This window comes from Dactylosporangium sp. NPDC000244 (genome assembly GCF_040300725.1).
Lineage (GTDB): Bacteria > Actinomycetota > Actinomycetes > Mycobacteriales > Micromonosporaceae > Dactylosporangium.
In genome coordinates, this window is sequence record NZ_JBEPEH010000006.1 from 318159 (window position 1) to 333541 (window position 15383).

At 74.3% G+C, this 15383-nt stretch carries 7 protein-coding genes; 5 read left to right on the forward strand and 2 right to left on the reverse strand.

Translation table 11 applies throughout. The features are described 5' to 3' along the window. Window positions 1–5 precede the first annotated feature (5 nt). Both mhpA and ABT369_RS11155 read left to right on the forward strand, forming a co-directional pair. Window positions 6–1583, forward strand: coding sequence for a bifunctional 3-(3-hydroxy-phenyl)propionate/3-hydroxycinnamic acid hydroxylase MhpA (gene mhpA, locus ABT369_RS11150; protein ID WP_350611591.1), 1578 nt, complete (start codon window positions 6–8; stop codon window positions 1581–1583). A 29-nt stretch (window positions 1584–1612) separates the two neighbouring features. Beyond that, on the forward strand, window positions 1613–2503 hold the full coding sequence (locus tag ABT369_RS11155) for an SAM-dependent methyltransferase (RefSeq protein ID WP_350611592.1): 891 nt from the start codon (window positions 1613–1615) through the stop codon (window positions 2501–2503). A 30-nt stretch (window positions 2504–2533) separates the two neighbouring features. On the opposite strand, the gene ABT369_RS11160 is transcribed toward ABT369_RS11155, so the two are convergent. Then, on the reverse strand, window positions 2534–3295 hold the full coding sequence (locus ABT369_RS11160) for a thioesterase II family protein (protein WP_350611593.1): 762 nt from the start codon (window positions 3293–3295) through the stop codon (window positions 2534–2536). A gap of 101 nt (window positions 3296–3396) precedes the next feature. On the opposite strand from ABT369_RS11160, the gene ABT369_RS11165 reads away from it, so the two are divergent. Both ABT369_RS11165 and ABT369_RS11170 read left to right on the forward strand, forming a co-directional pair. Beyond that, window positions 3397–3831, forward strand: a complete 435-nt coding sequence (locus tag ABT369_RS11165; protein ID WP_350611594.1) for a hypothetical protein — start codon at window positions 3397–3399, stop codon at window positions 3829–3831. Beyond that, entirely contained in the window at window positions 3828–4517 is a 690-nt protein-coding gene (locus ABT369_RS11170) for a hypothetical protein (protein ID WP_350611595.1), read from the forward strand. Before ABT369_RS11165 ends, ABT369_RS11170 begins: the two co-directional genes overlap by 4 nt. A 55-nt stretch (window positions 4518–4572) precedes the next feature. Here the strand turns inward: ABT369_RS11170 and ABT369_RS11175 are convergent, their stop codons facing one another. Next, a complete protein-coding gene (locus ABT369_RS11175) occupies window positions 4573–5274 on the reverse strand; it encodes an alpha/beta fold hydrolase (RefSeq protein WP_350611596.1) in 702 nt (233 codons plus the stop codon). Between the two features lie 159 nt (window positions 5275–5433). Between ABT369_RS11175 and ABT369_RS11180 the strand changes: the two genes are divergently transcribed. Then, a partial coding sequence (locus ABT369_RS11180) for a type I polyketide synthase (RefSeq protein WP_350611597.1) occupies window positions 5434–15383 on the forward strand: 9950 nt, incomplete at its 3' end.

Here is a 15383-nt window from a genome sequence, read left to right on the forward strand (position 1 = left end):
GCACCATGAGGGACGACGACGCGCTGCTGGACGTGGTGGTGGTCGGCTTCGGCCCGGTCGGGCAGGTGCTCACGATCCTGCTCGCCCAGCGGGGCCTGCTCGTCACCGTCGTGGAGCGCTGGCCGACGCCGTACACGATGCCGCGCGCCGTCTCCTACGACGCCGAGGCGGCCCGCATCCTGGCCGCCGCCGGCATCGGCGACCGGGTGGGCGAGGTGACCGAGGCGTCGCGCGACTACACGTTCAAGAACGCCGCCGGCCGGACGCTGCTGCACGTCGACGTGCCGGAGCGGGAGGGGCTCGGCTGGGCCGACTCGACGTCGGTGTACCAGCCCGGGCTCGAGGCGCTGCTGGCCGAGCGGGCCGCGGGGCTGCCGACCGTCGAGGTGCGCCGCGGCCAGGAGGTCGTCGCGCTGACCGAGCACGCCGACCGGGTCGAGGCCGAGGTCCGCCGGGGGGACGGCACGAGCACGACGCTCACGGCCAAGTACGTCATCGGCTGCGACGGCGCCAACAGCTTCGTCCGCGGGGCCATCGACGCGCCGCAGCACGATCTCGGGTTCACCCACGACTGGCTCGTCTGCGACGTCGTGCTGCACGAGGCCCGCGCGTTCAAGCCCAACAACCTGCAGGTGTGCGACCCGGCCCGGCCCCGCACCGCGGTCTCGGCCGGCCCCGGGCACCGCCGGTGGGAGTTCATGCGCGTGCCCGCCGAGTCGTTCGAGGACTTCGCCACCGAGGCGTCGGCCTGGCGCCTGCTGAGCCTGTTCGACATCGGCCCGCACAACGCCACCCTGGACCGCTTCGGGGTCTACACCACCCAGGCCTGCTACGCCGAGCGCTGGCGGCGGGGCCGGGTGCTGCTGGCCGGCGACGCGGCCCACGTGATGCCGCCGTTCATGGGGCAGGGGATGAGCTCCGGGTTCCGCGACGCGATCAGCCTCACCTGGCGGCTCGACCTGATCCTGCGTGGGGCGTCCGGGGTCGGGCTGCTGGACTCGTACGAATCCGAACGGCGCGCCCACGTCCAGCACGCCATCGCGATGTCGATGGAGTCGGGCAAGGTGATCTGCGAGACCAACCGGCGTGCGGCGGTCACCCGCGACGGCACCCTGCTGGCCGCCCGCCGCCGCGGCGCCGTCCAGGGGATGTCGCGCACGCTGGTCGAGCCGCTGACCGGGGGCGTGCTGCACGCCGGCGGTCCCGAGGGCACGGCCGGGCACCTCACGCCGATGGCGCGGGTGAGCCGCGCCGGTAAGGTCGGCCTCTTCGACGAGCTCAGCGGGCCCGGCTTCGTCGTGCTCGCCACCGGCGATCCGGCCGCCCTGCTGGGCCCGGAGCGGGTGTCGTTCCTCGACTCCATCGGCGCGACCCTGCTGCGGCTGGTCCCGTCCGGCCCCGCCGCGGCCGCGGACGAGGCCACCGTCGCCGACCTCGACGACGTGCTCGGGCCGTGGCTGGCCGCGATGCCGGCGGCGGGCGTGCTCGTGCGGCCGGACTTCCACATCTTCGGCGCCGCCGACGCCGACGGGCTGCCGGACGTCGTGGACGACCTGCGGCGACAGCTCTCATCGGCGCACTGATCCCTTTGTGAGAGAGGGGCACCCCAACGGTGTTCGAGAACCTCAAGATCCTGCGCCGGGCCGTGAAGGCCGTGGCGACCAAGGACCCGGAGTTACGAGTCCAGCGCTTCTACCTGATCCAGGAGCCCCAGGTCGAGTTCCTGGACCGCTCCACGCACTACATGAACGTCGGCTTCTGGGACGGCGATGCCACCACGCTCGACACGGCCGGCGAGGCCCTGGCCCGCAAGCTCGGCGAGGCCGCGGAGCTGCGGGCCGGCGACACCGTGCTCGACGCCGGGTTCGGCTACGGCGACCAGGACTTCCTGTGGCTGCGCGAGCGCGAGGTCGGCCGGATCACCGGGCTGAACATCACCCCGCACCACGTCGAGGCGGCCCGGGCGCGGGCCGAGGCCGAGGGCGTCACGGACCGGCTGGACTTCCAGCTCGGCTCGGCGCTGTCGACCTCGTTCGAGCCGGAGAGCTTCGACCGGGTGGTGGCGCTCGAGTCGGCGTTCCACTTCCACCCGCGCAGTGCCTTCTTCCGGGAGGCGTACCGCGTCCTGCGCCCCGGCGGCGTGCTCGCCGTCGCCGACATCATCCCGATCGACGGCGCCACCCCGCGGATGGCGTTCAAGGCGGGCCCGCTGAGCTTCCTGAAGTTCAGCCTGCCCGACGAGAACTGGCACGACGGCAGCACCTACGCCAAGGAGCTCACCGAGGCCGGATTCGCCGACGTCACCGTCGAGTCGATCCGCGAGAAGGTGTACGAGCCGTGGCGGCAGTACATGGCCGGGCGTGTCGACGACGACGAGTACCGCCGCAAGCTCGGCAAGGCGTTGCACAAGGGCGTGGTGCGGCACTGGTCCGGCCAGGACGTCATGCGTCAGGAGCTGGACCTGCTCGACTACGTGATCGCGGTGGCCCGCAAGCCCGAGTGATCGTGCCCGGGCCGGCTGGCGACCCGATCGTCAGCCGGTCCGGCCCGTCACCTGGCGCCGGATGGTGCCCAGGATCTCGCCCTGGTGCCGGGTCAGGAAGAAGTGCCCGCCGGGGAAGACCTTCAGCTCCGTCTCGCCGGTGGTGTGCTCGGCCCACGCGCCGGCCTCTTCCGGGGTCGTCTTCGGGTCGTCGGCGCCGGTGAAGACCGTGATCGGGCACGTGAGCAGAGGACCCGGCTCGTACTTGTAGGTCTCGGCCGCCTTGTAGTCGTTGCGGATCGCGGGCAGCGCCATCCGCAGCAGCTCCTCGTCGCCGAGGATGGCGGCATCGGTACCGCTGAGGCGCTTGACATCCGCGAGCAGTCCCGCGTCGTCGAGCAGGTGCACCGTCTCGTGCCGGAACCGCGACGGGGCGCGCCGGCCGGACGCGTAGAGCCGCGTCGGCACGACGCCCGCCTCCTGCTCCAGGAGCCGGGCCACCTCGAAGGCGAGGCTCGCGCCCATGCTGTGCCCGAACAGGGCCAGCGGGCGGTCGGTCATGGGCCGCAGGACCTGGAACACCAGCCGGGCCAGCTCGGGCAGGTCGGGAACGCAGGGCTCGAGGCGGCGGTCCTGGCGGCCCGGGTACTGGATCGCGACGACCTCGATCGCCGGGGCGAGGGTGCGCGAGACCGGGAAGTAGAAGCTCGCCGAACCACCGGCGTGCGGCAGGCACACCAGCCGGGGCGCTCCCGCGGCCGCCGGGTGGTAGGTCCGCGCCCACAGGCCGGTGTCGAGCTGCGGCGTCGTCATGCGCCCGATCGTAGGGCGGCCGCGCCACCCGCCCAACCCCTACTCTCGATCCTGTCATCCCGGGGTTGACAGCGGGCGCCGGTGCCCGTCACGCTGGTCGTGTGAAGCGTAAACCCGGGGTTGACATCCCCGCCGAGTGGCGCGGCGTCCTGGCGCACCGTGATCCGGCCGAGGCCGGGGCGGCGGCCGGCCGCTTCGCCGCGAGCGGGCTCACCCCGGAGCAGGTGCGCGGCACCCTCGCCGACGGCGGCGACGGCCTCTACGCCGCCGCCCGCACCGAGGAGCCGGGCTGGGCCGAGCCGTTCGGCGGGCGGCTCGGGGCCGCGCTGCTCGCCGCCGAGGTCAGCGCGTTCGCCGCGCACCTCAGCTCGCGCGCGGCCCGGGTGCGGGCCGTCGCCGTCAACCAGCTCCTCGACGACCTCAGCGCCGTGACCGTGGCCGACCGGCTCGGCGTGTCCCGCCAGAAGGTCTACGACCTCGCCCGCAACGACCAGGCCGCCCCGTACATCGACACCGTGCCGTGGAGGCAACCATGAACGTTCCCGAGCTCGTCGCACTGCCCGACGAGTCCGTGCGCCCGCTCGTGCACCCGCTCGACGTGCCGGAGGCTCGCCGGCCCTTCTTCCTGTCGTGGCTCATCGCGGTGCTCGCCGGGCCCGCGACCGTCGCGAGCCTCGTGGTGGTGTTCTGGTTCGTCGCCGAGGACCGGTACATCGGCCCGCCCGTCGGCATCTTCGTCGCCCTCGCCGGCTGGGCCGCCGCGACCTGGTTCGAGCGCGAGGCCTGGGCGTACATCCCCCGCAAGCGGCAGGACCGGGCCCGGCAGCTGCCGCTGTCGTGGGACCTGACCCGCTGGCTCGTCGTCGCGGCCAGCGCCGGTGCCGCCCTCACCCTGCTCGGCCGCCGTCTCCTGGAGCCCTCCGTGCCGCAGTCGGTCAGCGCCTACGTGGTCGGCGCGTGCGCCGGCATCGTCGTGGTCATCGTCGCCGAGTTCCTGTGGCGCCTCGCGATGGCGATCGCCGGCCGGGGGCGGCTGCGGGCCGCGCTGCTGCACCTGCCCGGGCTCGCGGTCGTCGCCGCCGTCACCGTGTACCTCTACCGCGAGCTCGTGAACCTGCCGGTGGACCGCGAGTGGCACACCTCCGACCTGGTCATCGGCGGCGCCGTGCTGGTCGTGATCCAGGTCATGCACTGGGTCCACAAAGCCCGCAACGCCCGATGAAGCGGCTGCGCGGCCGCCCTCACCTGATGGCGGCCGCCCTGCCCCGGTTATGTCCTCAGCCGACCGCCGCGGCCGCCCTCAGGATCACCTCGGCCACCTCGGCGGGCCGCGAGACGGTCAGCGCGTGCGACGCCCCGGTCACCTCCACGATCTCCTTGGCCTCGGCCCGCCGGGCCATCTCCCGGTGCATCTCGACCGGAATGTTGAGGTCGGCGTCCGGGAACACGAACCACGACGGCAGCGAGGGCCACGACGGTGGCCCCGACGGCTCGGTGAGCGCCACGTCGCGCAGCGGGCGCTGGGTCGCGGCGAGCACCGCGGCCTCCGCCTCCGGCACGTCGGCGGCGAACTGCGACCGGAAGCGCGCCTGCTCGATGAAGAAGTCGGTGCTGCCGTCGGCCAGCGGCACCGGGCGGAGCGTCTCGCCCAGCGTGCTGCCCGGCCGCCGGCCGCTCAGCTCGCCGATGCTCTCGCCCGCAAGCGGCGCGAACGCGGCCACGAAGACCAGGCCGCGCACGTCGCCGCCGCTGACGTTGCTGATGACGGCCCCGCCGTAGGAGTGCCCGACGAGCAGCACCGGGCCCGGAACCGCCCGGACGACGGCGGACACGACGGCGGCGTCGCCGGACAGGCTGCGCAGTGGGTTCGGTGCCGCGATCACGCTGTGGCCGGCCGCGTGCAGGCGCGGCACCACGCCCGCCCAGCTCGCCGACTCGGCGAACGCGCCGTGCACCAGGACAACGGTGAGATCAGACATGCCCGGACCGTAGGCGCCGCCGCACCCGGGTCGCATGCGTCACGTGACCCAACTGCACGACGCGGCTTAGGGGCCGGTCCCGTCCGGTAGGGGTTGTCCGGTTTCCCGAGCCGCCCGTACGTTCACGAGGGTTCGATGTCGGTTCGTGGGCGGTGGCTGATGGCGAACGAGGAAAAGCTTCGCGACTATCTCAAGCGGGCCACGGCCGACCTCTACGCGACGAGCGAGCGGCTGCGGCAACTGCAGGAGCAGCACAGCGAGCCCATCGCGATCGTCGGCATGAGCTGCCGGCTGCCGGGCGGCGTCCGCTCGCCCGAGGACCTGTGGCGCCTGCTCGCCGGCGGCAGCGACGCGATCTCCGGGTTCCCGGTCGACCGGGGGTGGGACCTCGACACGCTGTACGACCCCCACGGCCTGCGCCCGGGCACCTCCCGCACCCGCGAGGGCGGCTTCCTCTACGACGCCGGCGACTTCGACCCGGCGCTGTTCAAGATCTCGCCGCGCGAGGCGCTCGCGATGGACCCGCAGCAGCGGCTCCTGCTGGAGGGCAGCTGGGAGGCGCTCGAACGGGCCGGGATCGCCCCGCTTTCGCTCGCCGGCCGGCCCGTCGGCGTCTTCGCGGGGGTGATGTACCACAACCACGCCGCCAGCCTCACCGACGTCCCCGCCGAGGTCGAGGGCTTCCTCGGCACCGGCACCGCCAGCAGCGTCGTGTCCGGGCGCGTCGCCTACGCCCTCGGCCTCGAAGGCCCCGCCGTCACCGTCGACACCGCGTGCTCGTCCTCCCTCGTGGCCCTGCACCTGGCCGTCCAGGCCCTGCGCGGCGGCGAGTGCGAGGCGGCCCTGGTCGGCGGCGTGACGGTGATGCCGACCGCGACGACGTTCATCGAGTTCAGCACCCAGGGCGGCCTGGCCCCCGACGGCCGGTGCAAGTCGTTCGGCGCCGCCGCGGACGGCACCGGCTGGTCCGAGGGCGTCGCGGTGCTGGTCGTCGAGCGCCTCTCCGACGCCCAGCGGCTCGGCCACCCCGTCCTCGCCGTCGTGCGCGGCTCCGCCGTCAACCAGGACGGCGCCTCGAACGGTCTGACGGCCCCGAACGGCCCCTCTCAGCAGCGCGTCATCCGCGCCGCGCTCGCGAGCGCGGGCCTGGCCCCGTCCGACGTGGACGCCGTCGAGGCCCACGGCACCGGCACCACGCTCGGCGACCCGATCGAGGCCCAGGCCCTCCTGGCCACCTACGGCCAGGACCGCGACCGGCCGCTGTGGCTCGGCTCGGTCAAGTCGAACATCGGCCACACCCAGGCGGCCGCCGGGGTCGCCGGGGTCATCAAGATGGTCCTCGCCATGCGGCACGGGCTGGTGCCGAAGACCCTCCACGCCGACGAGCCGTCGCCGCGGGTGGACTGGTCGGCCGGCGCGGTGGCGCTGGCGACCGAGGCCCAGCCGTGGCCGGATGCGGATCGCCCGCGCCGGTCGGCGGTGTCCTCGTTCGGGATCAGCGGCACCAACGCGCACGTGATCCTGGAGACCGTCGCCGAGGCGCCCGCCCAGCCCACCGCCGACGGAGCCGCGCCGGTGGCGTGGGTCGTGTCGAGCCGGTCCGAGGTGGGGGTGGAGGCGCAGGCGGCCCGGCTGACGGGCTGGCCCGGCTCGCCGGTGGACATCGGCTACTCGCTGGCCGCGACGCGCTCGGGCCTCGAGCATCGGGGCGTGCTGCTGGACGGCGAGCTGGCGGTGCGCGGCTCGGTGGCCCAGGGCGGGACGGCCGTGCTGTTTCCGGGTCAGGGTTCGCAGCGGCCCGGGATGGGCGAGGAGCTGTCCGCGGTCCATCCGCGGTTCCGGGAGGTGTACGAGGAGGTCCGCTCGCTGCTGCCGGAGCCGTCGGGGTCGGTGGACGAGACGCGGAATGCGCAGGCGGGCCTGTTCGCGATCGAGGTCGCCTTGTTCGAGCAGTTGCGCGAATGGGGTCTGAAGCCGGATTTCCTGGCCGGGCACTCGGTCGGTGAACTCTCGGCCGCGTATTGCGCCGGGGTGTTGAGTCTTTCGGACGCGGTCAAGGTTGTTGAGGCTCGCGGCCGGTTGATGGGTGAGCTGCCGCCGGGCGGGGGGATGCTCGCGGTCGGTGCGGCGTTGGATGTGGTGCCGGACGGTGTTTCAATGGCGGCGATCAACGGGCCGTGGTCGGTGGTGCTGTCGGGTCCGGTCGAGGTGCTGGACGCGCTGGTATTTCCCGGGGTGCGCACAACGCGGTTGCGGGTGTCGCATGCGTTCCACTCGCCGCTCATGGAGCCGATGACCGCTGCCTTTGCCGAGGTGTTGCGGTCCGTGGAGTGGCGGCCGGCGCGGATTCCGATCGTGTCGAATGTGACCGGCGAGCTCATGACTGAGTTCGACGCGGACTACTGGGTTCGGCATGTCCTGGCGACGGTGCAGTTCTACCCGACGCTGCGACTTCTGCACCGGGAGGGCGTGCGGACGTTCCTCGAAGTCGGGCCCGGTGGTGCGTTGAGCGCGCTGGGGCCGGATTGTGTCGAGGACTCGGCGTTCGTTCCGTTGCTGCGGTCTGGTCAGCCGGAGCCGCGGGCGCTGCTGAACGGGCTCGCGCATGCACACGTGCGGGGGGCCGGGATCGACTTTGCGGCCTACCATCGCGGCAAGGTTGTGCCGGTGCCGACGTACGCGTTCCAGCACGAGCGGTTCTGGCTCAACGCCGGCCGGCCGGGCACCGCGGCGCGCCCGCGAGACGGGGCCGACGGGTGGCGCTACGACGTCACCTGGAGCCCCGTCCGTCAGCCCTCAGCACCCGTCGCGCCGCGGCGGATCCTCGTCGTCGCGCCCCCCGGCCTCGCCGACACCGTCCTGCCCGACGCCGACGTGCTGCGCCTGGACCCCGGGCTGGACCGCGCGGCAACGGTGGCGGCGCTCGCCGGGATCGCCGAGCCGCCCGACGCGGTGTTGTCGCTGCTGGCGCTGGACGAGCGGCCCCTGGCCGGCTTCGACGCCGTCCCCGCCGGTTTCGCCGGGACCGTCGCGCTCGCCCAGGGGCTGGGCGACGCCGGGATCGACGCTCCGCTGTGGATCGCCACCCGGTCCGCGGTCCCCGTCGACACGCTCGAGCATCCGGCCCAGGCCCTCGTGTGGGGGCTGGGCGGCGTCATCGCCGCCGAACACCCCGACCGGTGGGGCGGCCTCGTGGACCTCCCCGCCGCGGTGGACCCGGCTCGGCTCCGGTGGGTGCTCGGCGGTGAGCACGGCGAGGACCAGCTCGCGATCCGCGCCTCCGGCACCTATGCGCGCCGCCTCACCCCGGGGACGTCCCGGGCCGGCGGGCCGGGACGGTCGTCGCGGGGCACGGCGCTCATCACCGGCGGGACCGGGGCGCTCGGGGCCCGGGTCGCCCGCTGGCTGGCCGCCGGCGGCGCCGAGCACCTGCTGCTGGTCAGCCGGCGCGGCGCCGACGCGCCCGGGGCCGCGGAGCTCGTCGCCGAGCTCGAGGGCCTGGGCAGCCGGGTCACCGTCGCCGCCTGCGACGCGGGGGACCGGGCGGCCCTGGCGGCGCTGGTCGAGCAGTACCCACCCACCTCGGTCTTCCACACCGCCGCCGTCCTCGACGACGCGCTCGTCGGCTCGCTGCGCCCCGAACAGCTCCAGCGCGCCCTGCACGCCAAGGCCGCCGCGGCCCGCAACCTGCACGAGCTCACCGCCGGCCTCGACGCGTTCGTGCTGTTCTCGTCGCTGGCCGGCACGCTCGGCGGCCCCGGGCAGGGCAACTACGCCCCGGGCAACGCCTACCTCGACGCGCTCGCCCACCACCGCCGCGGCCTCGGCCTGCCCGCGCTGTCGGTGGCCTGGGGGCTCTGGGGCGGCAGCGGGCTGGCCGACGGCGCCACCCTCGCCGGCGGCGGGGCCGTCCCGATGGAGCCCGGCCTCGCCCTCGACGCGCTCGGCCAGGCCCTCGACGAGGGCGTCACGGCCACGGTCGTCGCCGACATGCGCTGGGAGTACCTGGCGGGGCCGGGCGCCCGCCCGCTGCCGCTGCTCGCCGAGCTCCCGGCCGTCCGCGCCGCACGGCCCGAGCCGCGGGCCTCCCGCAGCGGACCCGGCGACCAGCGAGCCGTCCACGATCTCGTCCGCGCCGAGGTGGCGGCGGCCCTCGGGCACGCCTCCGCCGCCGCGGTCGCGGCCGACCGCGCCTTCCAGGACCTCGGCTTCACCTCGGTCAGCGCGATCGAGCTGCGCAACCGGCTCGCCGCCGCGACCGGGCTCACGCTGCCCACCACCCTCGCGTTCGACTATCCGACCCCCCGCGCGCTCGCCGAACACCTGCTCGCCCGGCTGCTCCCGGCCGAGGCGGACCGGCCCGCGGCGGTCGCCGGACCGGGCGGCGGACCCGGCGACGAGATCGCCATCGTCGCCATGAGCTGCCGGTTCCCCGGCGGCGTCCGGTCGCCGGAAGACCTGTGGACGCTGCTGGAGGCCGGCACCGACGCGCTTTCCGGCTTCCCCACCAACCGCGGCTGGGACCTCGAACGCCTCCGGGACGGCCAGAGCGCCACGCAGCACGGCGGGTTCCTACACGACGCCGACGGCTTCGACGCCGGGTTCTTCGGCATCAGCCCGCGCGAGGCCACCTCGATGGACCCGCAGCAGCGGCTCCTGCTGGAGGCCTCGTGGGAGGCGATCGAGCGGGCCGGCATCGACCCGGCCGCGCTGCGCGGCACCGCCGTCGGCGTGTTCGCCGGCACCAACGGCCAGGACTACGGCGTCGGCGAGCTCTTCGCCCGCGACGTCGCCGGCGGCTACGGCGCCACCGGGACCTCCGCGAGCGTGCTCTCCGGCCGCGTCTCCTACGCGCTCGGCCTCGAGGGCCCGGCCGTCACCGTCGACACCGCCTGCTCCTCGTCGCTGGTCGCCCTGCACCTGGCCGCGCAGGCGCTGCGCAACCGCGAGTGCGACCTGGCGCTCGCCGGGGGCGTGACGGTCATGACGACGCCGGGCGCGTTCATCGAGTTCAGCCTGCAGCGGGGGCTCGCCGGGGACGGGCGCTGCAAGGCGTACGCCGACGCCGCCGACGGCACCGGCTGGGGCGAAGGCGTCGGCGTGCTGGTCGTCGAGCGCCTCGCGGACGCCCGGCGCCGCGGCCACCAGGTGCTGGCGGTGCTCGCGGGCTCGGCCGTGAACCAGGACGGCGCGTCGAACGGTCTTACGGCCCCGAACGGCCCTTCGCAGCAGCGCGTGATCCGCGCAGCCCTGGCGAGCGCCGGGCTCGAACCGTCCGATGTGGACGTTGTGGAAGGCCACGGCACCGGCACGCGATTGGGCGACCCGATCGAGGTCCAGGCGTTGCTGGCGACCTACGGCCAGGATCGTCCGGCCCCGGTGCTGCTCGGCTCGATCAAGTCGAACCTCGGCCACACGCAGGCGGCCGCGGGCGTCGCGGGCGTGATCAAGATGGTGCTCGCCATGCGGCACGGCCTGGTTCCGCGCACCCTGCACGTGGATGAGCCGTCGTCGCACGTGGACTGGACGGCGGGCTCGGTGGCGCTGGTCTCCGAGACCCGGCCGTGGCCTGCCGCCGACCGTCCCCGCCGGGCGGGCGTGTCGTCGTTCGGCATCAGCGGCACCAACGCGCACGTGATCCTGGAGGGTGTCGAGGCGGCGGAGGTCTCGACTGAGTCCGGCCTGCCGGCGGCGTGGGTGGTGTCGAGCCGTTCTGAGGCCGGGGTGGAGGCGCAGGCGGCTCGGTTGTCGGGTTGGCCGGGTTCGCCGGTGGACATCGGGTTCTCGCTGGCGTCGACTCGGACCGGTTTCGAGCATCGTGGTGTGCTGCTGGACGGTGAGCTGGCGGTGCGCGGCTCGGTGGTCCAGGGCGGGACGGCGGTGTTGTTCCCGGGTCAGGGTTCGCAGCGGCTCGGGATGGGCGAGGAGCTGGCTGCGGTCTATCCGCGCTTCCGCGAGGTGTATGAAGAGGTCCGCGCCCTGTTGCCGGAGCCTTCTGGGTCGGTGGACGACACGCGGAATGCGCAGGCCGGTCTGTTCGCGATCGAGGTCGCGCTGTTCGAGCAGTTGCGCGACTGGGGCCTGAAGCCGGACTTCCTGGCGGGTCACTCGGTTGGTGAACTGTCGGCGGCCTACTGCGCTGGGGTGTTGAGCCTTTCAGATGCGGTCAGGGTCGTTGAGGCTCGTGGGCGGTTGATGGGGGAGCTGCCGGCGGGTGGCGGGATGCTGGCGGTCGAGGCGCCGGTGGGCGAGGTGCCGGACGGTGTGTCGGTGGCGGCGATCAACGGGCCGTCGTCGGTGGTGCTGTCCGGGCCGGTTGAACTTCTAGACACGTTGGCGTTCCCAGGCGTGCGGACGACTCGGTTGCGGGTGTCGCATGCGTTCCATTCGCCGTTGATGGAGCCGATGACCGCCGCGTTCGCCGAGGTGCTGCGCTCCGTCGAGTGGCGGCCGGCTCAGATTCCGATCGTGTCGAACGTGACCGGTGAGTTGATGACCGAGTTCGACGCGGACTACTGGGTCCGGCATGTCCTCGCGACTGTGCAGTTCCATCCGACGCTGCGGTTCCTGCACGGGCAGGGGGTGCGGACGTTCCTCGAAGTCGGGCCGGGTGGTGCGCTCAGTGCGCTGGGGCCGGATTGTGTCGAGGATGCCGCGTTCATTCCGCTGCTGCGATCTGGTCAGGCGGAGTCTCGGGCGCTGCTGAACGGGCTTGCGCAGGCGCATGTGCGGGGGACCGGGATCGACTTCGCGGCCTACCATCGTGGCGCTGCCGTGCCGGTGCCGACCTACGCGTTCCAGCACAAGCGGTACTGGTTGCCGACCGTCACGCCCGAGCGCCGCCGGTACGAGGTCGCCTGGGAGCGCCTGGCGGACGTGCGCGCCGACCGTTCCGGGCGGGCCGTCGTGTTCGTGCCGCCGGGGCTGCGTGACATCGTGGACCTGCCCGGCGCCGAGGTGGTCGAGGGCGGTGTCGCCGAGCTCGTCGAGCTGGTGCGGACGCTGGACCCGTCGGCCCGGCTCTGGTGCGTGACCCGGGGCGCGGTGCGGGCCGAGGCCGGGGACGTGGTCGATCCCGAGCAGGCCCAGCTGTGGGGCCTCGGGCGGGTCGTCGCGCTCGAACATCCGCAGCTCTGGGGTGGCCTCGTCGACGTCGCCGACGGTGTGCCGCTGGTGCTGCCGTCCGGCGAGGACCAGGTCGCCGTCCGGGCCTCCGGGGTCTACGGGCGGCGCGTCGTCCGGGGCGAGAGCGGCGGGCGATGGGCGCCCGAGGGCACCGTGCTCATCACCGGCGGGACCGGCGTCCTGGGCCGGCGGGTGGCCCGGTGGGCCGCGGAGTCGGGGGCGTCCCGGATCGTGCTGATCGGCCGGCGGGGCGGGGCCGCCGAGGAGCTGGGGGTTCCGGTCGACGTGGTCGCGCTCGACGTGACCGACCGGGACGCGCTGGCGGCGCTGCGCACCCGCTACGAAGACCTCGGGGAGCCGGTTCGCGTCGTCGTGCACGCGGCCGGGGCCGGCCAGGGAACGCCGCTGGCCGAGATGACCGCCGACGAGATCGACAGCGTCATGCGGGCCAAGGTCCTCGGCGCGGATCACCTCGACGCGGTGTTCGGGGACGTCTCCGCGTTCGTGCTGTTCTCGTCCATCGCCGGGATCTGGGGCAGTGGCGGGCAGGGCGCCTACGCCGCGGCCAACGCCCACCTCGACGCCTTAGCCGCCCGGCGGCGCGCCCGCGGGCTGCCCGCGTCGGCGATCGCCTGGGGGCCGTGGGGCCAGGGTGGCATGGCCGCCGGCGCCCTGGAGGAACAGCTGGGGCGGCTCGGGCTGGCCGCGCTGGACCCCGAGACCGCCATCGCCGCGCTCGCCGCCACCCCGCCCAACTGGGACGCGGTCATCGTCAACGTCGACTGGGATCGGTTCCTGCCGGCGTTCACCGCGCGGCGGCCCAGTCCGCTGCTCGCCGCCTTCGCTCCCGAGACGCCGCCCGCCGCGGCGGCCGTCCCGCCGGCCGGCCTCGTCCCTCCCGCCGACCTCGTCGAGCTGGTCCGGACCCAGGCGGCCGCCGTGCTCGGGCACGACGGCGTGGACGGGATCGCGGCCGGACGGGCGTTCAAGGAGCTCGGCTTCGACTCGCTGACCGCCATCGAGCTCCGCGACGCCATCGCCCGGCACACCGGGCTACGGCTGCCGTCCTCGCTGGTGTTCGACTACCCGAACCCGCAGGCCCTCGCCGACCACCTGGCCCGCGAGCTGACCGGCGCCCCGGCCGACGAGATCGCGCCGCTCGCCACCGGCACGGCCGGCGACGACCCGATCGTCATCGTCGGCATGAGCTGCCGGCTGCCCGGCGGGGTCCGGTCGCCCGACGAGCTGTGGCAGCTGCTGGTCGACGGCCGCGACGGCATCACCGGCTTCCCGGACGACCGCGGCTGGGGCCGCGGCGCCGGCGCATCCTTCGCCCGGGCGGGCGGGTTCCTGCCCGACGCGGCCGGCTTCGACGCCGAGTTCTTCGGGATCAGCCCGCGCGAGGCGCTGGCCATGGACCCGCAGCAGCGGCAGCTGCTCGAGGCGGCCTGGGAGGCGGTCGAGCACGCCGGGATCGCGCCGGGATCGCTGCGCGGCAGCCGGGCCGGGGTCTTCGTCGGGGCCTCCGGGCAGGGGTACGCCTCCGGCTCCTTCGGCGCGGTCGACGGCGTCGGCGGCCATCTGCTCACCGGCAACGCCACGAGCGTGCTGTCGGGGCGGGTCGCGTACGCGCTCGGCCTCGAGGGCCCGGCCCTCACCGTCGACACCGCCTGCTCGTCCTCGCTCGTCGCGCTGCACCTGGCCGCGCAGGCGCTGCGCTCCGGCGAGTGCGACGCGGCCCTCGTCGGCGGCGTGACGGTCATGGCCACGGCGAACACCTTCGTCGAGTTCAGCCAGCAGGGTGGCCTCGCCCCCGACGGCCGCTGCAAGTCCTTCGGGTCCGGCGCCGACGGGACCGGCTGGTCCGAGGGCGTCGGCGTGCTGGTCGTGGAGCGCCGCTCGGACGCCGAGCGGCTCGGCCACCGGATCCTCGCCGTGCTCGCGGGCTCGGCGGTCAACCAGGACGGCGCGTCGAACGGGCTCACGGCCCCGAACGGCCCGGCCCAGCAGCGGGTCATCCGCGCGGCCCTGGCCAACGCCGGCCTGAACCCGCCGGACGTGGACGTGGTCGAGGGCCACGGCACCGGGACGCGGCTCGGCGACCCGATCGAGGCCCAGGCACTCCTCGCCACCTACGGCCGGGGCCGCCCCGGCGACCGTCCGCTGTGGCTCGGCTCGATCAAGTCGAACCTCGGCCACACCCAGGCCGCCGCGGGCGTGACCGGCGTGATCAAGATGGTCCTCGCCATGAGACACGGCCTGGTTCCGCGCACCCTGCACGTGGATGAGCCGACGCCGCAGGTGGACTGGTCGGCGGGCGCGGTGGCGCTCGCGACGGAGGCCCAGCCCTGGCCGGTGGCGGATCGCCCGCGCCGGGCGGCCGTGTCCTCGTTCGGCATCAGCGGCACGAACGCGCACGTGATCCTGGAGGGCGTCGAGGCGTCGGAGATCTCGACCGAGATCGACCTGCCGGCGGCGTGGGTGGTGTCGAGCCAATCCCAAGCCGGGGTGGAGGCGCAGGCGGCCCGACTGTCCGGCTGGCCGGGTTCGCCGGTGGACATCGGGTTCTCGCTGGCGTCGACCCGGACCGGTTTCGAGCATCGTGGTGTGCTGCTGGACGGCGAGCTTGCCGTCCGCGGGTCGGTGGTGCCGGGCGGGACGGCCGTGTTGTTCCCGGGCCAGGGTTCGCAGCGTCTCGGGATGGGTGAGGAGCTGTCGGCGGTCTATCCGCGGTTCCGGGAGGTGTTCGAGGAGGTCCGCTCGCTGCTGCCGGAGCCGTCTGGGTCGGTGGACGAGACGCGGAATGCGCAGGCGGGCCTGTTCGCGATCGAGGTGGCGCTGTTCGAGCAGCTACGGGATTGGGGTCTGAAGCCGGATTTCCTGGCTGGTCATTCGGTTGGTGAGTTGTCGGCGGCGTATTGCGCTGGGGTGTTGAGTCTTTCGGATGCGGTGCGGGTTGTTGAGGCTCGTGGGCGGTTGATGGG